General features: G+C 71.0%; 16 protein-coding genes. 7 read left to right on the top strand and 9 right to left on the bottom strand.

Features of this window, described 5'->3' with window-relative positions; all coding sequences use genetic code 11:
• On the top strand, positions 1 to 350 hold a 350-nt coding region (locus tag ACK4YQ_RS15780), incomplete at its 5' end, for an SPOR domain-containing protein (RefSeq protein ID WP_409612541.1).
• Here ACK4YQ_RS15780 and ACK4YQ_RS15775 read toward each other — a convergent pair.
• From ACK4YQ_RS15775 to ACK4YQ_RS15760, 4 genes are read right to left on the bottom strand one after another with little or no spacing between them, the layout of a single operon-like run.
• Positions 347 to 1,735: an O-antigen ligase family protein gene (locus ACK4YQ_RS15775; RefSeq protein WP_409612539.1), complete on the bottom strand. Its 1,389-nt coding sequence runs from the start codon at positions 1,733 to 1,735 to the stop codon at positions 347 to 349. The two genes, ACK4YQ_RS15780 and ACK4YQ_RS15775, sit on opposite strands and share 4 nt — an antisense overlap.
• Before the next feature lie 23 nt (positions 1,736 to 1,758).
• Positions 1,759 to 2,982: a hypothetical protein gene (locus tag ACK4YQ_RS15770; protein ID WP_409612537.1), complete on the bottom strand. Its 1,224-nt coding sequence runs from the start codon at positions 2,980 to 2,982 to the stop codon at positions 1,759 to 1,761.
• A gap of 48 nt (positions 2,983 to 3,030) precedes the next feature.
• Complete coding sequence (locus tag ACK4YQ_RS15765; RefSeq protein ID WP_409612536.1) at positions 3,031 to 5,403, bottom strand: GumC family protein; 2,373 nt, start codon at positions 5,401 to 5,403, stop codon at positions 3,031 to 3,033.
• A 46-nt stretch (positions 5,404 to 5,449) separates the two neighbouring features.
• Positions 5,450 to 6,148, bottom strand: coding sequence for a polysaccharide biosynthesis/export family protein (locus ACK4YQ_RS15760; protein WP_409612534.1), 699 nt, complete (start codon positions 6,146 to 6,148; stop codon positions 5,450 to 5,452).
• A 534-nt stretch (positions 6,149 to 6,682) separates the two neighbouring features.
• Between ACK4YQ_RS15760 and ACK4YQ_RS15755 the strand changes: the two genes are divergently transcribed.
• The 3 genes from ACK4YQ_RS15755 to ACK4YQ_RS15745 all read left to right on the top strand — a co-directional run bounded on the left by ACK4YQ_RS15755 (position 6,683) and on the right by ACK4YQ_RS15745 (position 8,802).
• Complete coding sequence (locus ACK4YQ_RS15755) at positions 6,683 to 7,666, top strand: MraY family glycosyltransferase (RefSeq protein ID WP_409612533.1); 984 nt, start codon at positions 6,683 to 6,685, stop codon at positions 7,664 to 7,666.
• Complete coding sequence (locus ACK4YQ_RS15750) at positions 7,663 to 8,133, top strand: YaiI/YqxD family protein (RefSeq protein ID WP_409612531.1); 471 nt, start codon at positions 7,663 to 7,665, stop codon at positions 8,131 to 8,133. The genes ACK4YQ_RS15755 and ACK4YQ_RS15750 overlap by 4 nt, the downstream gene beginning before the upstream one ends.
• 135 nt (positions 8,134 to 8,268) lie before the next feature.
• Positions 8,269 to 8,802 (top strand): c-type cytochrome, encoded by a 534-nt coding sequence (locus ACK4YQ_RS15745; protein WP_409612530.1) that lies wholly within the window; start codon positions 8,269 to 8,271, stop codon positions 8,800 to 8,802.
• A 23-nt stretch (positions 8,803 to 8,825) separates the two neighbouring features.
• Here ACK4YQ_RS15745 and ACK4YQ_RS15740 read toward each other — a convergent pair whose 3' ends face one another.
• The 4 genes from ACK4YQ_RS15740 to glpK all read right to left on the bottom strand — a co-directional run bounded on the left by ACK4YQ_RS15740 (position 8,826) and on the right by glpK (position 15,704).
• On the bottom strand, positions 8,826 to 11,957 hold the full coding sequence (locus ACK4YQ_RS15740) for an efflux RND transporter permease subunit (protein WP_409612544.1): 3,132 nt from the start codon (positions 11,955 to 11,957) through the stop codon (positions 8,826 to 8,828).
• Entirely contained in the window at positions 11,957 to 13,102 is a 1,146-nt protein-coding gene (locus ACK4YQ_RS15735) for an efflux RND transporter periplasmic adaptor subunit (RefSeq protein WP_409612528.1), read from the bottom strand. The genes ACK4YQ_RS15740 and ACK4YQ_RS15735 overlap by 1 nt, the downstream gene beginning before the upstream one ends.
• Positions 13,103 to 13,362: 260 nt before the next feature.
• Positions 13,363 to 14,133: a class II aldolase/adducin family protein gene (locus ACK4YQ_RS15730; protein WP_409612526.1), complete on the bottom strand. Its 771-nt coding sequence runs from the start codon at positions 14,131 to 14,133 to the stop codon at positions 13,363 to 13,365.
• Positions 14,134 to 14,204: 71 nt separating this feature from the next.
• Positions 14,205 to 15,704 carry a glycerol kinase GlpK gene (gene glpK, locus ACK4YQ_RS15725; RefSeq protein WP_409612525.1) on the bottom strand — a complete coding sequence of 500 codons (1,500 nt, stop codon included), beginning with the start codon at positions 15,702 to 15,704 and terminating at the stop codon, positions 14,205 to 14,207.
• A gap of 127 nt (positions 15,705 to 15,831) precedes the next feature.
• Between glpK and ACK4YQ_RS15720 the strand changes: the two genes are divergently transcribed.
• The 3 genes from ACK4YQ_RS15720 to ACK4YQ_RS15710 all read left to right on the top strand — a co-directional run bounded on the left by ACK4YQ_RS15720 (position 15,832) and on the right by ACK4YQ_RS15710 (position 18,333).
• A complete protein-coding gene (locus ACK4YQ_RS15720; RefSeq protein ID WP_409612523.1) occupies positions 15,832 to 16,950 on the top strand; it encodes a DUF2336 domain-containing protein in 1,119 nt (372 codons plus the stop codon).
• Between the two features lie 33 nt (positions 16,951 to 16,983).
• On the top strand, positions 16,984 to 17,766 hold the full coding sequence (locus tag ACK4YQ_RS15715; protein WP_409612521.1) for an NAD kinase: 783 nt from the start codon (positions 16,984 to 16,986) through the stop codon (positions 17,764 to 17,766).
• Positions 17,767 to 17,838: 72 nt separating this feature from the next.
• Complete coding sequence (locus tag ACK4YQ_RS15710) at positions 17,839 to 18,333, top strand: Hpt domain-containing protein (protein ID WP_409612519.1); 495 nt, start codon at positions 17,839 to 17,841, stop codon at positions 18,331 to 18,333.
• Between the two features lie 60 nt (positions 18,334 to 18,393).
• On the opposite strand, the gene ACK4YQ_RS15705 is transcribed toward ACK4YQ_RS15710, so the two are convergent.
• A complete protein-coding gene (locus ACK4YQ_RS15705; RefSeq protein WP_409612518.1) occupies positions 18,394 to 19,647 on the bottom strand; it encodes an acyl-CoA dehydrogenase family protein in 1,254 nt (417 codons plus the stop codon).
• Positions 19,648 to 19,659 lie beyond the last annotated feature (12 nt).

Below are 19,659 nucleotides of genomic sequence, written 5' to 3'. Positions count from 1 at the left end.
CGCCGGCGTCCAGCGCCCCGGCCGCCGCACCGCCGGCCAAGCCAGCCGCCGCACAGCCGCCGCCCGCGGCGGCCGCACCCGCCGCCCCGGCCTCCTCCGGCGGGGCGCGGGTCCAGATCGCCGCCGCGCCTTCGGTCCAGGCGGCGGAAGGCGAATGGGCCGCCGTCCGGCGCCAGTTCGCCGACGACATCGGCCTTCGGCACATGGAAATGGAGATGGTGCAGGTGGGCGAGCGCACCCTCTACCGCACCCTCGTCGCCGGCTTCCGCTCCAACGATGAGGCGCGCCGCTTCTGTGACCGCATGCGCCAGGCCGGCCGCAACTGCATCGTCCGGCCCGCGGCGGGCTAGAGCTCCTCGTCCTCGCCCGGGGGCGGCTCGTGCTCCAGGACCCAGGCCGGGGCGATCATCAGGCCGCAGGCCAGGGCGAACAGCACCGAGGCCGCGGGCGTGCGCAGCGGATAGTCCGCCAGCGAATGCAGGAGGTAGATGCCGGTGACGCTCGCCCCGGCGAGCTGCAACCCGCGTCCCTGCGCGCGCCAGTCGCGCGCGACGGCGAACACCGCGCCGGCCCACCAGGCGAGGAAGCCGGCCACCAGCGCCAGGCCAGGCCAGCTCGCCTCCAGCCAGATCTCGGCATAGTCGTTGTGCGCGTGGTTCACGAAGGCCGGCAACAGGCGCTGTGCAGGCTCGTGGATGCGATAGACGGGGGCGAACGAGCCGACGCCGCTGCCGAACGGGGCGTAGTCGAACCCGGCGTCCAGCACCTGGGCGGCGATGCGGGGCCGCGTCTCCTCCGGCGCGGCGAAGCGCTGGGCCAGGGGCGTGAAGCTGAACACCGCCACCAGCGCCCCGCCGAGCACGATCGCCCCGCCCATGGCCAGCACCGGCCACAGCCCCTGCAGCCCCTTGCGCCGCGGCCGCCCCCGCAAGGTGATCGCCAGCGCGCCGGCGAAGGCCGGGACCAGCAGCGCCACGCCGGCCCGGGAACGCGTCACCGCCACCCCGACGATCAGCACCACGACCACGCTGACCGCGAGGATCGACATGAAGGCCGTGCGTGAGCGCCGCCGCCCGAGACTGGCGGCCAGGGCGGCGGCCAGGGGGATCGCCGCCACCAGGAACGAGGCCTGATGGTTGCGGTTGGCGAAGAAGCCGACCGCCGAGTCCAGGTTGGTGACGTCGTACAGGCGAAGACCGCTGCGTTCCCCGCCCGCCATCTGCAGCATGCCAAGGCCGATAGAGGTCAGCGCCACGGCCGCCACCAGCAGCATCAGCCGACGCCGCGCCGCCTCGTCCAGTCCCAACACGGCCGCGAATGCGGCCGCCGGCGGCAACAGGCCCAGGAGGGCCGAAAGGGTCGCCTGGGGCGCAAGGCTGATCGGCAGGACCGGCAGGGCCAGCCCCGCCGTGGCGTATCCTTCGGCCACGAGTTCCCGTCCCGGTAGGGCGCTCCACACCTGCGGCGGCAGCGGAACCAGTTGCGCCAGCGTGAGCGCTGCCGCCGCAACCAGCAGCAGCATCGGCCAGATCCAGCCGCGCGCCGGCGGCCACGTCGAGGCGCGCCAGAGCGCCATCGCCAGCACCGGGATCGCCGCCAGCCGCACCACGCCGACCATCAGCGGGCTCGAGCTGCTGCCGCCCGCGACCAGCGCCGTCAGCACGAACAGCGCCGTCGCCGCCTCCACCGCCAGGGGCGTGGGGGCCCAGCCGTCGTCCTCGTAAGCCTCGTTCAAGCGCCCACGCCCCCTCGCCGTCCCTAGCCTTGCGGCCGCACGTCGATGGCGGCGAACCACGCCTCCGCCATGCCGAAATCGTCCTGCGCCTGGCTGCCGAGCTGCAGCCACTGTCCGGGGCAGTTCTGCGCCGGCACGGTGAACGGAATCTCGAAGGCGCTCCATCCCCCGCCCTGCGGCGTCTCGGTCGCCGCCGGCAGTTCGATCGCCTCCCCGTCGGCGCACTGGATGCGCCAGTTCAACCGCTCTGCTCGCCTCTCGCCGAACAGGACCCTGCCGGACAGAACGTACTCCCCCGGCGCCAGCACCAGCAGTTCCTCCGCCAGCGGCGAGGGTTCGCTGAGCGGAAAGCGCACGTAGAGCGCCGGCTCGCCGTCCGGCGCCTGCACCCGCTCGGCCACGGCCGAAGCGTCCGACGCCAGCCCCCAGTTGAACGGCGGGGCCCCCGGCGCGCCGCGGAAGTCGCCGTCGTAGACCAGCCTGTCGCTGCGCGCCGCCTGGCCGGACAGGACCCGCCAGGCCTCCTGCGCAGCGCCATAGCGCCCCTCGGCGATCAGCCGGCCGATCAGAAGGCCCGCCTCCTGGTCGGTGAGCGGCGCCTGGGCCGTCCGGAAGCTTTCGAAGAACCCGCGGAGCGCGGCCACGTCCGGCGCCTCGGCGACCAGCTCGGCCAGGAACATCCGCCGCCACTCGGGCCCCGTCGCCAGCGTCGCCCGCAGCGCCGGGCGCGAGGCCGGGTCGCCGAAGGTGGCGGTCATGGCGGGGAAGATCGTCTCGCCCCACTCCGGCGCCCGCTGCATGATCGCCGCCGCATATTCGAAGCCTTGCGCATAGCGGCGGCCCTCGAAGGCCCGGTTCATCATCCAGGCCTGGGCGAGGCTGTCGCGGCGGGTGCGCCGGCTGACCTCGCCCATCAGGGCCGCAGCGCGCGCCTCCTGGCCGTGGCGCTCGGCGTCCAGCGCCAGGACCCGCAGGGCCGAGGAGTCCAGCGGAGCCAGGGTCAGCGCGCGTCGGGCCAGGCGGGCGGCCCGGTCGAAAGCCGCGTCGCTGTCGCCGGCGTTCGCCGTGGCGACGGCCAGGGCGGTCAGGGCCTGCGGGTTGGCCGGGTCCCAGCGCAGCGCCCGGGCGGGATCGGTCTCGGCGTAGGCGCCGGATATGGCCGTGCGCAGGCACAGCCAGGCGAGAGCGGCGGCGATCGCCAGCATCGAGCCGGCCAACGCCAGCCGGGCGCCCCCCGCCCCGCTCACAGCGTCCCGCTCACGCCGCCGGTTCCCGCCGCGCCTCGCGCATCGGCCTCAGCGCCCGCGGCCGAACATGCGCGCGGCCCTGGACAGGCGCAGCCGCGAGGCGCCCGGCTGCGGCGAGGCGCCGTAGTCGAACCCGTAGCCGTAGCCATATCCGTAGCCGTAGGCGTGGCCGTAGCGATAGCCCGCCTTCTTCATGTCGAACTTGGTCAGGACGACGCCGACGAGGTGGGATTCCACCAGCCGCAGCCGCTTGATCGCGCCCTTGGCGACTTCGCGCTTGGTCCGTCCCGCCTCGACCACGAAGGCCGTGCCGTTGACCATGCTGGACAGCAGCGGCGCATCGGCCAGCCCCAGCACCGGCGGCCCGTCGATCACCACCAGGTCGAAGTGGTCGCGGGCCGCGTCCAGGAAGTTGCGCATCTTCTCGCTGCCCAGCAGCTCGCTCGGGTTGGGCGGAAGCGGGCCGCAGGCCAGGAAGGTCAGGTTCGGCTGGTCGGTCGGCTGCAGCGCCGGCGTCAGTTCCGGTCCGCCCGCCAGCAGATTGCTCAGGCCCACGCCGTTGTCGCGGGCCAGGATTTTGTGCAGCGAGGGATCGCGCAGGTCGCCGTCGATCAACAGCACCCGCATGCCGATGCGCGCGAAGGTCGTAGCCACCGCCAGCGCCGAGGTGGTCTTGCCCTCTCCCGGCCCGGCGCTGGTGATCAGCAGCACGTGCGGCACGCCGTTGGGCGTTGAGAACTTCAGGGAGGTCCGCACCGAATAGTAGGCTTCCGACAGCACCGACTTCGGATCGCCGATGGCCCGATAGGACGAGACGTCGCGCGTGGCGACCGGAATGGCGCCCAGCAGCGGCAGGCCCAGCACCTTCTCGATCTCGTCCGGCGTCTTGATCGACAGGTCGAACTGCTCGAGCAGGAAGGCCAGGAGCGCGCCGGCCAGCAGGCCCGCGGCGCAGAAGGTGACGAGGTTCTTCAGCGGCTGCGGCTTGATCGCCCCGCCGGGCACGGTCGCCCGGTCGACGACGGCCACGTTATTGGTGCCGATGCCGCCGGCGACGCCGATCTCCTTGTAGCGCTGGAGAAGGCCGTCATAGAGGCTGCGGTTGGTGTCCACCTCGCGTTGGATGATGTTGTATTGGATGCTGCGCGAGCGCTGGTCCAGCACCTCGCCCTTGCTCTGCTGAACCGCGCCGGCCAGCGACTGCTCCTGGCGCAGGGCCACCTCGTACTGGTTGCGCAGGGCGCCCTTGATGGCCTGGGCCTGGGCCGCGATCTGCCGGTCGATGGCGTCGATCCGGGCCTTCAGGTCGACCATCGTCGGATAGTCGGGCTTATAGGTGCGCAGGTTCTGCTGGTACTCCGCCGCCAGGGTGGCGCGCTGGCCCTGCAGGTTCATCACCGTCGAACTGGCCTGGACTTCCGGCAGCGACATGTCCGGGGTGAGCTGCGCCTGGCGCCAGCGCTGCTCGGCCTGGATGCGCACGCTGATCGCCTGGGCGAGGGCCGAGTTGATCGAGGCCAGGTCCGTCTCCGCTAGGGAGCGGGCCGGCGCCGCCGATTCGGCGCCCTCTCCGGTCAGGGTGGTGTCCGGAGCCACCGTCACGAGCTGGTTGGACGCCGCATAGGCCACCAGCTGGCGCTCCGATTCCTCCAGCCGCTCGCGGATCTGGTTGAGCCGGCCTTCCAGGAACTTGCGCGCGTAGGACGAGGCTTCGTAGCGCCGCTCCAGGTTCTGCGAGATGAAGTTGTCGGCGACCGCATTGGCGATCTTGGCGGCGATCTGCGGGTTGGGGCTGTCGTAGCTCACCTTCACCAGGCGCGAGCGCTGCACGGGCTCGACCGTCAGGCCCGACATGACGATGCCTGCGGCCCGCTCGGCCCGCGCCTTGCGCTCGGCCGCCGTCCGCGGCGCAGCCGCAGCCGCGGCGCCGGCGTCGCCGTCCTTCGTCATCGACCCGGCCTGGTCCATGAAGTCTTCGTCGTAGGCGAGGTTCAGATTGGCCACCACCCGCTCGGCCAGGGACCGGCTTTTCAGCAGGCCGTACTGGGTCTGGTAGAACTCCTCGCTGCCGTAGCTGTCCGGCGCCTGGGCGCTCTCCACCGCCACGATCTTGGCCGGCTCGTGGTCGATCTGCAGGGTGGTGGAGGCCCGGTAGATCGGGGTGGTCAGCAGGGTCGCCAGGAACCCCGCCGCCAGGCCCAGCACCGCACAGCCGGCCACGACCCAGCGCCACTTCAGCAGGATGTGCCAGTAGTGCAGGAGGTTGAGCGCGCCTTCGCCCTCGTCCTCGTCGTCCTCCACCGGCATGGTGAAGACCTGGGCGGCCCGCGGGTCGGCCCGCCGCAGGGATTGGCCGCCAAGCTTGGCCGATAGCGCCGGCACCGGCTCGTGCCGGCCGGCTTCGCCTTCGTCCGGGCTCATCGCGTGGTTCCCATGGCGTTGGATGTCGCAGGAATCATGGCCGCCCTCAGGGTCTCAGGCCGAACAGGGTGAAGATCGGCGTCGCGCCGATGATGGCCCGCACCACCCGCCGCGAGCCAGACGAGGGCACGACGATCACGTCGCCGGGGTAGATTTCAGGATCGGGGGCGCGGCCCGTGCGGATGTCCGCCAGGTCGGCGATCGCCGCCATCCGACGCTGCTCCACCGTCCGGAACACCACGATCTGGCGGATGTTGGCGGCCGGATCGACCCCCTGGGCGGTGGCGATCGCCTGCAGCAGCGTCATCTGACCGGTGATGTCGAAGACGCCGGGACGCTGCACAGCGCCCTCGACGGTGAATCGCCGGCTCACCGACTGGCGAACGAAGACGCTGACGTGCGGCGCCTGCAGGTAGCTGCGCCCAAGGCGCGCCGACATCTCCGCGGCGAGCTGGCGAGTGGTCTTGCCGGCAGCGGTCACCGGCCCGATCAGCGGAAAGTCGATCTGACCGTTGGAGTCCACCTGCATCGTGCGGCCGAGGTTTTCGACCTGGAAGACCGAGATCTCCAGCGTGTCCAGCGGCCCGATTCGGTAGTCGCCCTGCACCGACACCGGCGCCGGAGTCGGGTCCGGCGGCGGCAGGGAGCCTATGGTGCTCTGCCCGCCTCCCCCGCCCGCACAGCCGGCCAAGGTCGCCGCCACGAGCGCCAGGGTGAGCGGCCGGCGCAAGAAGACCCGCTGCAAGATCACTGACGCCCCCGCACTGGAGCCTGTCCGCCGTCCTCGAAAACCCAACTTAAGCGCGAGGTCATGACGCAGGGCTCGCCTTCCTACTCGATCAGCTGCATGCTTGATAGACGCTATGGTCAACCGGCCCAACAAGTTGATCACGCGATTGCGGGCGAGATCATGTCATCGCCGCAGTGCGGCGCCCAAACTTAGCGCACGAAGCCGAGCGAGCGCATCCCGGATTCACCGAACGGCGTTCAAAGATCGCCTGAAGGCCGGTTCCGCCTTGCCTTTCTCCTTAAGGAACTCTTAAGTTGGCCCGCTTCCGGCGGGCGTGCGCACGTGCGGCGGAGGCTTTGGGGATATCAGTTTCGCGATCCGCGAAGGTGCAGGTGGCGTATGGATCAGGCCTGGCAGGGCTTGTGGAGCCACTCTTTGGTGGCGTCCATCACAGCGTTTGTCGCCACAATCCTTCTGGTTGTGACGCTAAAGCCCGTGGCCCGGCTCCTCGGCTGGGTCGATCGCCCCGGCGGTCGTAAGATTCACGCCGTGCCGACCCCGCTGATCGGCGGGCTGGCGATCGTCCTGGGCGCGCTGCCCGCCGCCGTCTTCACCTTCGAGCCGACGCCGCGGGTGGTCGGCTTCGGGCTCGCCGCCCTGATCGTGGTGGCCGCCGGCATCATCGACGACCTCGTGGACCTTCGCTGGCCCTATCGCCTGCTCGCCCAGGCCTCGGCCGCGCTCGTCCTCGTCTATGTGGGCGACGTGCGCATCGAACATCTGGGGCCGATGTTCGGCGTTCAGTTCAGCGAACTCGGCGCCCTTTCCATGCCGCTCACCGTGATCGCCACCGTCGGCATCATCAACGCCCTCAACATGGCCGACGGCGTCGATGGATTGGCCGGGGCGATGACCGTCTGCGCCCTGGTCATGCTCACCTCGGCCGCGGTCTATTCGGGCAATGTGCGCCTCTCGCACGGGCTGGTCCTGCTGCTGGGGGCGGTCCTGGCCTTCCTGGCCTTCAACATGCGCACGCCCTGGCGCTCCCGCGCCGGGGTCTTCCTCGGCGACGCCGGGGCCGAGTTCCTGGGGCTGGCGATCGCCTGGGCCTGCTTCCGTCTCACCCAGAACGAGAACCATCCGGTCACGCCGGCGCTCGCGCCGTTCCTGATCGCCCCGCCGATCATCGACTGCCTGGCCGTGATGATCCGGCGCATGTCCAAGGGCCGCTCGCCCTTCGCCGCCGACCGCAACCACCTGCACCACATGATGCTGGACGGGGGCCTGCGCCCGTCGGTGGTGGTGGCCCTCCTGTCGGCGACCTCGCTGTTCATCGGCCTGATGGCGGCCCTGGCGCTGATGGCCCAGGTCCCGTCCTACTGGCTGATGGTCGCTTTCGTCGGCCTCACCCTCGCCTACTACATGGCCTCGGCGGATCGGGCCCGTTGCGTGCGCCTCTTCGCCTGGGTGGCGCGCCGGCTGCGGCGGGGTGAAGCCGCCGAAGGGCGCAAGATGATCGCCGCCGCCGAGTGAGCGCATCCCGCGCGCCCGAGGTCTTCGTCGACGCCGACGCCTGCCCCGTGAAGGACGAGGTCTACAAGGTCGCCCTGCGGCACGGCCTGAAGACCTGGGTCGTCGCCAACGCCTTCCTCATGGTTCCCGCCTCCCCCCGCATCGAGCGGGTGGTCGTCGAGGCCGGTCCCGACGCCGCCGACGACTGGATCGCCTCGCGCGTGGCCCCGGGCGACGTCGTCGTCACCTCCGACATCGCGCTGGCCGACCGCACGCTGAAGGCCGGCGGCCTCGCCCTCTCGCCGACTGGCAAGCCGTTCACGCCGGACTCCATCGGCGCGGCCCTGGCCAAGCGCGCCCTGATGGAGCACCTGCGCTCCTTCGGGGAAGTCACCGGCGGTCCCGCCCCCTTCAGCCGGGCCGACCGCTCGGCCTTCCTGCAGGCGCTCGACCGCCTGATCGTCCAGTCCCTGCGCTCGCGCCGCTGAGCGCCGCAATCGCCACAAGAAATCGGGACATGGCGCTTAATTCGCGCGCGCCTTGAGCAATGTCAGTTTCAACGCGCCGGACGTTTGCTCTAGCTTGCGCGCGCATTCGCATCACAAGGGGCGTTGGACCAGTAAATGCGTGTTCTCATGACGATCTCCGCGGCGGCCGCGCTTGCCGCCGCGCTCACCGGCTGCGGCCAGAAGCCAGCCTCTTCGGGCGACGGACAGGCCGCACCCAGCACGCCCGCAGCGGCGGCGCCCGCTGCGGCGCCCGCCGCCGCCGAGGGCCCCAGCGAGGCGGAGAAGGCCGAACTCCTCGCGGCCCTGCCCGCGCCCTACAACACCGGCGACCTGGAGAACGGCCGCCGCAAGTTCGGCCTCTGCCGCTCCTGCCACACCATCACCGAGGGCGGACCGAACATGACCGGCCCGAACCTCTACGGCGTGTTCGGCCGCCAGGCCGGCTCGGTGGAGAAGTTCAACTACTCCGACGCCGTGAAGAACGCCGGCTTCACCTGGGACGCCGAGAAGCTGGACCAGTGGCTGACCAATCCCGCGACCTTCCTGCCCGGCACGAAGATGCCGCCCGTCCCCGGCCTGAAGGAAGAGAAGGACCGCGTCGACCTGATCGCCTACCTCAAGGTCGAGACCGGCTATAAGCCGCACTGAGCCTGCAGGGCCGCCGCGCCGTCCTATTCTGCGGCGTTGGCGGCCCGCGCCTGCTCGGCCTCCTCGAAGGCCTCGATCCGCCGGGCCATGTGCATGGGCGACTTCGTGAAGCGGGCCAAGAGGTTGTAGAACACCGGCACGATGAAGAGGGTCAGCAGGGTCGAGAAGATCGCCCCGCAGAAGATCACCACCCCGATCGTCTTGCGCGCCTCGCCGCCCGCCCCGCCCCACACGATCAGCGGGATCGCCCCCGCCGCCGCCGAGATCGAGGTCATGATGATCGGCCGCAGGCGCAGCGCCGCCGATTCGATCACCGCCTCGCGGATCGAGAGCCCCTCGTCGCGCAGTTGGTTGGCGAACTCCACGATCAGGATGCCGTTCTTGGCGGCGATGCCCACCAGGATGATCAGCCCGATCTGGCTGTAGGTGTTGATCGTCGAGCCGACGATGAACAGGCCGAACAGGCCGCCCAGCGCCGCCACCGGCACCGTCAGCATGATCACGCCCGGGTGGATCCAGCTTTCGAACTGGGCGGCCAGCACCAGGAACACCAGGATCAGCGCCAGGCCGAAGGCCACGGCCACCGCGCCGCCGGCCTCCAGGTAGTCCCGCGCCAGGCCGCCCCACTTGACGCTCACCCCGGGCTGCTTGGCCAGCTCGGCCTCGAAGAACTGCACCGCCTCGCCGGTGGTGTAGCCAGGATTGAGCTGCACGCTGAGGGTGATCGAACGCAGCCGGTCGACCCGCGAGCGGTCGGGCGTGTCGCCGCGCACCTTGGTGGTCACCAGCGCCGCCAGCGGCACCAGCTCGCCGGACTTGGCGCGCACGTAGAGCTTGCCGAGGTCGTCCTCGGTCTGGCGCCGCTCCCGGTCCGTCTGCAGGATCACGTCGTATTCCTGGCCGCGCCGGATGTAGGTCGTCACCTGGCTGGAGCCGAACATGGTCTCCAGGGCCGAGCCCACCGACTGGGCCGTCACGCCCAGGGCGGCCGCCTTCTCCCGGTCCACGTCGACCAGCACCCGCGGGGAGGTGGGCTCATAGTCCAGGCGCGCGCGGGACATGCCGGGATTGGCCTCGGCCGCCCGCAGCAGGGGCGCGATCGCCTTGGCGATCTCCGGATACTCGTTGCCCACGACGATCAGATCGACGCTGCTGCCCCCGCCGCCGCCGCGCTGCAGGCTCGGCCGCACCGAGGCGATGACCCGCGCGCCGGTGATCGAGGAGAACTCGCGGTTCAGCTGGGCCGCCAGCTCCTGCGAGCGCACCTCGCTGTCCTCCGAAACCGTCACGTTGCCGCCGGCGGTGTTGTACTGGGTGTTCCCGAAGCGCGGGCTGGAGATGACGTAGCGGCTGATCGTGCCGTCCTTCAGCAGCTCCATCAGCCGGGCCTCGACCTTGCGGCTGATCGCCTGGGTGTAGTCGAAGCCGGCCCCCTCGGGCCCCTGGATGTTGAAGTCCACCCGTCCGCGGTCCTCGTTGGGCACGAGCTCCTGCGGCAGGATCAGGAACAGCCCCGTGGCCGCCACGGCCAGCACCGAGACCAGGCCGGCCGCGGCGAAGGTCGCCACGCGCTTGCCGAGCATGGCGTCCAGGGAGGCGCGGTAGGACTGCCGCAGAGCCCCCATGGCCGTATCCACCCGGCGGGCGATGAAGCCCTCCCCGTGGGCCGGGCGCAGCAGCTTGGAGGCCAGCATCGGCGACAGGCTCAGCGCCAGGAGCGCCGAGAAGAACACCGCCGCGGCGATCGCCACCGCCAGCTCCACGAACAGCCGGCCGATATAGCCTGGCATGAACATCAGCGGCGCGAACACCGAGATCAGCACCACGGTGGTCGCCACCACGGCGAAGAACACCTGGCGCGCGCCGCGCTCGGCGCCCACCGGCGGCGGCTCGCCGTCGTCAATCCGGCGCTGGATGTTCTCCACCACCACGATGGCGTCGTCGACCACAAGGCCGATCGCCAGCACCAGGGCCAGGAGCGTCAGGAGATTGATGGAAAAGCCCAGCGGGGCCAGGACGATGAAGGTCGACAGGATGCAGATCGGCGCGACGATCGAGGGGATCAGCGCCGCCCGCCAGGTGCCCAGGAAGATGAAGTTCACCAGGGCGACCAGCACCAGCGAGATGCCCATGGTGATCCACACCTCGTGGATCGCCTCGGCTGTGAAGGTCGTGAAGTCCACCGCCACCTTCAGCTCCGTGCCCGGCGGCAGGGCGCGGTTGATCTCCGGCAGCGCCTCGCGCACGCCCCTGGAGATCTCCAGGTCATTGGCCTGGGACTGGCGGGTGATGGCGATGCCGACCTGGTCGACCCCGTCGGAGCGGAAGATGCGCCGATGCTCGTCCGGCGCCTCCTCCACCCGGGCGATGTCCCCCAGGCGGGTCACATAGGCGTCGGCCGGCGCGGTCGAATTGGAGGGGCGCACGGGCAGGCGCGCGAATTCGGCGGGCGTGGAATAGCCCCGCGCCACGCGGATGGTGAAGTCCTTGCTCGGCGCCTCCAGCGAACCGGCGGGCAGCTCCAGGTTCTGGGTCGTCAGGGCGGTCTTGACGTCGTCCACGGTGATGCCGCGCGCCGCCATGGCCTCCGGGTCCAGCCAGATCCGCATGGAAAACAGCTGGCTGCCGGCGACGCGCACCGCGGCCACGCCGGGCACCGTGGAGAACCGCTCGACCAGATAGCGCTGGGCGTAGTCCGACAGCTCCATCCGGTTCAGCCGGTCCGAGGAGAAGCTCAGGAAGACGATCGGCTGGGAGTCGGCGTCGGCCTTGGCGATTTCCGGCGGTTCGGCCTCGTCGGGCAGTTGCGAGGTCACCCGCGAGACGGCGTCGCGCACGTCGTTGGCCGCGGCGTCGAGATCCCGGTCCAGGGTGAAGGACACGTTGATCCGCGACACCCCGTCCCGCGATGAGGAATTCACGCGGTCGATGCCCTGGATGCCGGCGACCTGGCGCTCGATGACCTCGGTGATCCGCTCCTCGACCACCTCGGCCGAGGCCCCGCGGTAGGTGGTGGAGATCGACACCACCGGCGGGTCGACGCTGGGCAGCTCGCGCACCGACAGGGTGCCGAAGGAGGCGATGCCGACCACGCACAGGATGATCGCCGCCACCGCGGCGAACACCGGCCGGCGGACGGAGATGTCGGACAGCATCATGCGGACGGCCGGGGACGGCCGGCGCCCCCTCCCTGCCCGGCGCGGCTCGCCCCGGCCACCTCGATCGGCTGGCCGGGCGTCACCTTGTTCAGCCCGTCGGCGACGATGCGGTCGCCCGCCGCCACGCCCTCGCGCAGCTCCACGAAACCGTCATGGCGGGCGCCGGTCACCACCGGCCGCTGCTCGGCCACCGTCTGGCCGTCGCGGTCGGCGACCAGGTAGACGAAGGAGGCGTCGCCCTCCACCGAGAGGGCCGATTCCGGCGCCGCCGTGGTCTGCCGCTGGCCGCGGGCGATCGCCACCCGGAACAGCATGCCCGGCTTCAGCCGCTGGCCGGGATTGGGAAACTCGGCGCGGGCGGTCATGGCGCGGGTGGTCTCGTCGACCCGGGTGTCCAGGGTGGCGATGCGGCCGGTGATCGTCTCGCCGGGGAAGGCGTCCACCGTGGCGGTGATGCTCTGGCCTTCGTGCAGACCGGCGATGTAACGCTCGGGCACCGGAAAATCGACGCGGATCATGCTGAGGTCGTCCAGCGTCACGATCGCCGCGCCGGGATTGATCAGGGCGCCTGGCGCGATGTCGCTCAGGCCGACCACGCCGGAGAACGGCGCGCGGATCACGCGGTCGCCCTGGCGGGCCCGGGCCGCGTCCACGTCCGCCTTGGCCGACAGATAGGCCGCCTCGTACTGGTCGATGGAGGCCTTGGAGGCGAAGCCCTTCTCGCCCAGCGTCTTCCACCGCTCGAAGGCGCGCCTGGCCTCGATCATCTGTGCTTCGGCCTGGGCGAGCGCCGCCGTCTGCTCGGTCGCCTTCAGCTCCACCAGCACCGCGCCCTTCGGCACGTGCTCGCCGTCGCGGATGTTCACCCGCTCCACAAGCTGGGTGGTCGCCGCGGTCAGGGTCACCGACTGGCGCCCTTTGGCCACGCCCAGCACCTCGATCGAATCCACGAAGGTGCGCGGCTGCACGGTGACGACCGAGACCTGGGCGGGACCGCCCATGCCGCGGCCTCCGCCGCCCTTGCCGGGAGGCGCGCCGCCCCCCTCGCCGCCCGCGCCCAACACGAACTTCAGCCCGCCGGCCACGACCATCAGGATCAGAACCGCCAGCGCGCTGACGAGGAAGAAGTGCCTTCGAAACAAACCTGGGAGCTCCCTGTCCCGCACACCGTCACGCATGGGACGCCCGCCGGCCCCGCGCCTGACGGGGCGGCATATACCTGTAGAAGCAATAGAACGATGGCTCGGCGATTGCCGCGCTGAAACAGACCATCAAATGGTCGTTTGCGCAGGCTCCGGATGACGAAAAACGGGCGCCCCGCCGGGGCGCCCGCTCAAACTTGCACGTTTCGGGTATCGGCGATTTCGCGTCGTTCGGCCGGACGGCGCGATTCGCCGCCGCCTCAGGCGTCGTAGCCCGGCAGTTCACGGTCGAGCCGGCGCAGGCAGCCGGGCCAGGCCAGCTTGCCGCCGATCCCCCGGGCGGTCTGCATCTTCACCTCGGCCACGGAAGCCTCCGGCGCGAACAGCACGTTCTCGCGCCCGGCCGACAGAGCCATCACCTGCTGCTTGCAGGCGCGCTCCAGGTAGAACATGCCCACCCAGCAGTCGGCGGCGCTCTCGCCCACCGACAGGGTGCCGTGGTTGCGCAGCAGCATCAGGGTCTTGTCGCCGATGTCGGCCACCAGGCGCTCGCGCTCGTCCAGGTTCAGCGCGATGCCTTCATAGTCGTGATAGGCCAGCCGCGGCAGCACGATCAGCGCGTGCTGAGACAGCGGCAGCAGCCCGTCCTTCTGCGCCGCCACGGCCACGCCCTGGTCCGAGTGCAGGTGCATGACGAACTTGGCGTCCTCCCGCGCGGCGTGGATCGCCGAGTGGATGGTGAAGCCCGCCGGATTGATGAAGTAGGGCGTCTCCTGGAGGATGTTCCCTTCCAGGTCGATCTTCACCAGCGAAGAGGCGGTGATCTCGTCGAACAGCATCCCGTAGGGATTGATCAGGAAGTGGTGCTCGGGCCCGGGGATCCGCGCCGAGATGTGGGTGTAGATCAGGTCGTCCCAGCCGTGCAGCGCCACCAGCCGGTAGAGGGCCGCCAGGTCGACGCGCGCCTGCCATTCCTCCGGGCTGACCTTGTCCTTGAGCGAGATCACGCCCGCGAGCGAACCGTCGGCCATCGGGGCCTCCCTTGCCTCTGTCTTGTCCGCGTCAAAATCCCCCCGCGCGCCGGCCGGGTCAAGCGGCGGGCTCAGCGGCCGGTCCGCACCCGCGCCACCGCGTCGAGCCAGCGGGCGTAGGCCGCCTCCCGCGCATGCGGACCGAGCTCGGGCGACAGGGTCTCGGACGGCGGCCGCGCGGCGGAGGCCTCGGCCGCGTCCGCATAGAGCCCCGCGCCGATGCCGGCGAACAGGGCCGCGCCCAGGGCGGTCGTCTCCTGGAACATCGCCCGGCGCACCGTCACGCCCGTCAGGTCGGCGAGGCGCTGCGAGAACCAGGCGCTGCGCGCCATGCCCCCGTCGATGCGCAGCTCCGCCGACTTGCCGAAGGCGTCCGGCGCATCGGCCCGCATCGCCTCGATCAGGTCGCGGGTCTGCAGCGCCGAGGCGTCGAGGGTGGCGTGGGCGATCTCGGCCAGGCCGGCGTCCCGCGTCAGGCCGAAGATCGCGCCCCGCGCCTCGGCGTCCCACCAGGGCGCGCCCAGCCCGGTGAAGGCCGGCACCAGCACCACGCCGTGGTCCCGGCGCGCGCCCATGGCGAGCTGCTCCACCGCCTGCGGCCCGCCGGCCACGCCCAGGCCCTCGTTGACCCATTGCACGGCCGCGCCCGCCACGAAGATCGCCCCCTCCAGGGCGAAGGTCGCCTGACCCCTCACCCGCGCGGCGACAGTGGTCAGCAGGCGCGAGCGCGACACCGGCGCCGCCGCCCCGGTGTTCACCAGCAGGAAGCACCCGGTGCCGTAGGTCGCCTTCATCTCCCCGGGGCGTACGCAGCCCTGCCCCATCAGCGCCGCCTGCTGGTCGCCGGCCACGCCCCGGATCGGCAGGGGGCGGCCAAGGAAACGGGCCTGCGTCTCCCCGAAATCGTCGGCGCAATCCAGCACCTGGGGCAGCAGAGCCGCGGGCACGTCGAACAGCTTCAGCATCTCCGGCGACCAGGCCTGGGCGCGCAGGTCGAACAGCAGGGTGCGCGAGGCGTTGGTGGCGTCGGTGGCGTGCACCCGTCCATCGGTCAGCTTCCAGATCACCCAGGAATCGATCGTCCCGGCCAGGAGCTCCCCCGCCTCGGCGCGCCGCCGCGCCCCGTTCACGTTGTCCAGGAGCCAGGCGATCTTGGTTCCGGCGAAGTAGGGGTCGAGCAGCAGCCCGGTCACCTCGGTCACCTGCGATTCGGCGCCGGCCGCCCGCAGCCGCTCGCACATCGCCGCCGTGCGCCGGTCCTGCCAGACGATGGCGGGATGGATCGGCCGGCCGGTGGCCCTGTCCCAGACCACCACGGTCTCGCGCTGATTTGTCACACCGATCGCCGCGACCGCCGCGGCGTCGCCGCCGGCCGCCTCCATCGCCTCTCGGAGCACCGCCACGCTGGCGTCGAAAATCTCCTCAGGGTCGTGCTCCACCCAGCCGTCGTCGGGATAATACTGCTTCAGGTTGCGGCCGGCCGTGTGCAGCGCCCGCCCCGCGCGATCGAACACGATGGCTCGAGTGCTGGTGGTTCCCTGGTCGAGCGCGAGAATGAGCGGTTCGGCCATGCGACGTCCCTCCCCTTGGCGTTGCGTAAGGTCCCGGCTGCGGGGGGCCGTTTAAGCATGTTTTCACCTTCGCGGGAGGAGCCTGCGGAAGAAGTTTCTCGCGCAACAACGGGTGGGGGATCCCGGTTTGGGCGTCGCGATCAAGACCGAACAGATCCTGGGCCTGGCCCGCAGCCGCGCGCCGGAGGACCGCGAGCGCCTGCTGCTGGCGGTCGTCGACCTCGCCGGCTCGGGCGGCGGCGGCGAGGCGATGACGGCCCCGCCGGTCCAGGCGCTGCTGAACTCCATCTTCATGAGCCTGGTGGTCGAGGCCGAGCGCGACATCCGCCGCCGGCTGGCCGAAAAGCTCGCCCACGCCGCATGGGCGCCGCCGGCGCTGATCAACGTCCTGGCCCTCGACGACATCGAAATTGCCGCCCCGATCATCGCCGCCAGCCCGGTGCTGAAGGACCACGACCTCGTGCGCCTGCTCGTCGAGGCCACGGTCGAGCACCAGATCGAGATCGCCCGCCGGCCGGCCATCGGCGCCCCGGTGGTCGCCGCCATCCTGCAGCAGGCCGAGCCGGCCGTGCTGACGGCGCTCGCCGGCAACGACCAGGTTGAGCTCTCCGCCTTCGACATGGAGCGCCTGGTCCAGGCCTCGCGCCGGGTCACCGGCCTGCGCGCCCCCCTCGCCCGCCGCGCCGAGCTCACCAGCGAACTGGCCTGCCGGCTCTACGCCTGGGTCGGCCAGGCCCTGCGCGAGGCGCTGGCCGGGCGCTTCCGCCTGGACGCCGCCGCCCTGGACGCCCAACTCGCCGAGGCGGTGCGCGAGGCCCACGCCGGGACCGGCGGCCCCGCAGACGTGCGCCTGGCCGCCAGCGATTCGGAACGCGAGGAGATGGAGCGGCGCCTGATCGCCAAGCTGCACGCCGCCGGACAGCTTCGTCCCGCCTACCTCCTGCGCGCCCTGCGCGAGCACCGCATCAGCCTGTTCGAGGCCGCCCTGGCGGCCCTTGGCCATTTCGAGCCGGACCAGATCCGCCGGACCATCGACAGCGACCGTCCCGAGCTCCTGGCCCTGGCCTGCGCGGCGGTGGGCATCGACAAGAGCGCCTTCCCCGCCATCCTGGACCTGGTGCGCCAGCTCAACGGCGGCCGGCCCGGGGGCGGGGCGGAAGGCGCGCGCCGGGCGGCGGGCGCCTTCGGGCCGTTCTCCGCCGAAGTGGCGGCCGCCGCCTTCCGCCAGGCCGTCGCCTCCGTTTGACAAGCGCCGCAGGCTGGGGGCTTGTGGCGCCCCATGTTCAAGCCCGAGCCCTTCGTCACGCGCCTCGCCTTCGCCGCCAGCGAACGTCCCGAGGCCCAGGAAGCCCGTGAGCGCCTGATCGCCCGCTATGGCGCGGTCGACGTGGCCGAGGCTCACGTGATCGTCGCCCTCGGCGGCGACGGCTTCATGCTCGAGACGCTGCACCGCCACATCGCCGATCCCCGGCCGATCTACGGGATGAACCGGGGCTCGGTCGGCTTCCTGATGAACGAGTACAGCGAGGACGGGCTTCTGGAGCGGATCAACGCCGCCGAGCGCGCCTCAATCCATCCCCTGAGCATGGTGGCGGTGGACGCGCGCCGAACCCAGCATCGGGCCCTGGCGATCAACGAGGTCTCCATGCTGCGCCAGACCCGCCAGACCGCGAAGCTGCGCATCTCCATCGACGGCCGGGTGCGGCTGAACGAGTTGTTCTGCGACGGCGCCCTTGTCGCGACTCCCGCCGGGTCCACCGCCTACAACCTCTCGGCCCATGGGCCGATCATCCCGCTGGACGCCAAGGTGCTGGCGCTCACCCCCATCAGCGCCTTCCGCCCCCGGCGCTGGCGCGGGGCGCTCCTGCCCCACACCGCCCGGGTGACCTTCGAGGTGCTCGAGGCCGACAAGCGCCCGGTCAGCGCCGTGGCCGACAACTTCGAGGTCCGCGACGTGCTCGAAGTCCACGTCGCCGAGGACCGCGACATCACCCTGATCATGCTTTTCGACGCCGGGCGCAGCCTGGAAGAGCGCGTTCTGGCCGAGCAGTTCTCGGTATGAACCTCAGCTATATCCGAGCACTGCGCGAAGGTGTTGTTAAGAGGTGAGGCCTAGATTTGGCGGCGTTGCTTGATGGAGGCGCGTGTGAGCCAGCAGAATCAAGGCCAGGTGATCCAGGTCCCCAACACCCTTCGCCTCAAGGTCGGCGGCCGGCTCGGCGGCATCGACCCCAGCGCCATCGCCAAGGCCGAGGCGGCCCTGAAGAGCCTGTCCGGCAATTTCGCCCAGTGGCTCCAGGACGAGGTGGTCAAGCTCGAGACCTCGCGCCAGCGGGTGAAGACCGAGGGGCTGACCCCGGAGACCATGGAGCAGCTCTACCTGCGCGCCCATGACCTGAAGGGCTTGGGCGCCACCTACGAGTTTCCGCTGATCACCCGCATCGCCGCCTCGCTGTGCAAGCTGATCGACGACAAGGAAAAGCGCGAAAAGGCGCCGATGGTGCTCATCGACGGACACATCGACGCCATCAAGGCCGCCGTGCGCGACAGCATCAAGACCGATGACCATCCGGTGGGCAAGGTGCTGGTCGAGGAGCTGGAGCGCCGCGTCGCCGAGATGGGGCTCTAGGGTCCGCTAGGCGCAGCCGAACGACGGATCGAGCCCCGCCGCCAGGGCGCCCGGAGGCCCTTAGCGGCCGCTCGTCGGGATGTCCTTGAACGGCACGGACTTGTCCACGCGGATGTCGCCGGGCAGACCAAGCACCCGCTCGCCGATGATGTTGCGCAGGATTTCGTCCGAGCCCCCTTCGATCCGCGTCGCCGGAGAGCGCATCAGCATGGCCTGGAATCTGCCGTTCTGCGGGCTATCGGGATCCCAGACCACCCCGGCCTGGCCCTGCAGGTCCAGGGCGAACATCGCCAGTTCCTGCATGCTCGCCCCCGCCACCAGCTTGCCGATGGAGTTCTCGGGCCCGGGGGTCTGACCCTTCGACAGGGCCGTGATCGCCCGCATGCCGGTGTACTTCAGGCCGCTCTGCCTGACGGCGAACTGGGCCAGCCGGGAGCGCACCGCCGCATCGTCCACCGCCGGGCGCCCGTCGATCTCTGCCTCTTCCAGGCAGAAGCGGAAGAGTTCGGGAAAGCCCGTCGACATGCCCGAGCCGATCGACAGCCGCTCGTTCATCAGGGTCGTCAGCGAGACTTCCCAGCCCTGGCCCACAGCGCCCAGGCGCTGGGCGTCCGGGATGCGCACGTCGGTGAAGTAGACCTCGTTGAAGCCCGACTGGCCATTGGCCTGCTTGATGGGGCGCACATCCACGCCAGGGCTGTCCATCCGCAGGAAGAACATAGTCAGACCCTTGTGCTTGGGCACGTCGGGATCGGTGCGGGTGATCAGCAGCCCCCAGTCGGAGTGCTGGGCGCCGCTGGTCCAGATCTTCTGGCCGTTGACGATCCAGTCCCCCGAGCCGTCGTCCGCCGGAACCGCCCGGGTGCGCAGGCCCGCCAGGTCCGATCCGCCGGCCGGCTCGGAGAAGAGCTGGCACCAGATCTCCTCGCCGCTGGCCAGGGGCGGCAGCAGCCGCCGCTTCCAGTCCTCCCCGGCCCAGGCCATGACGGTGGGGCCGCACATGCCGTGGCCGATGATGAAAGGGCCCGAAAGCGCGCCGTAGACGCCCTCCTCCTGGCCCCAGATCACCCGCTCGATCGGCGAGCGCGCCCCGCCGCCGTACTCCTTCGGCCAGTGCAGGCAGGCCCAGCCGGCCTCGGCCTTGGTCTTTTGCCAGGCCTTGGAGGCGGCCAGGGGGTCCTCGCTCTCCACGCCGGACGAGGCGAAGCCAGCGCGCTTCAGCTCGGCTTCCAGGTGCTTGGGGGCGTTGGCCTCGATCCAGGCGCGGGCTTCGGCGCGGAAGGCGGCTTCTTCGGGCGTGTCGTCGAAATCCATCTCTCGTCTCCC

It is taken from the genome of Phenylobacterium sp. (assembly GCF_046291545.1).
Classification (GTDB): Bacteria; Pseudomonadota; Alphaproteobacteria; order Caulobacterales; family Caulobacteraceae; genus Phenylobacterium.
Note: the sequence above shows the minus strand (reverse complement) of the source record. Positions and strands in the feature narration are given on the sequence as shown.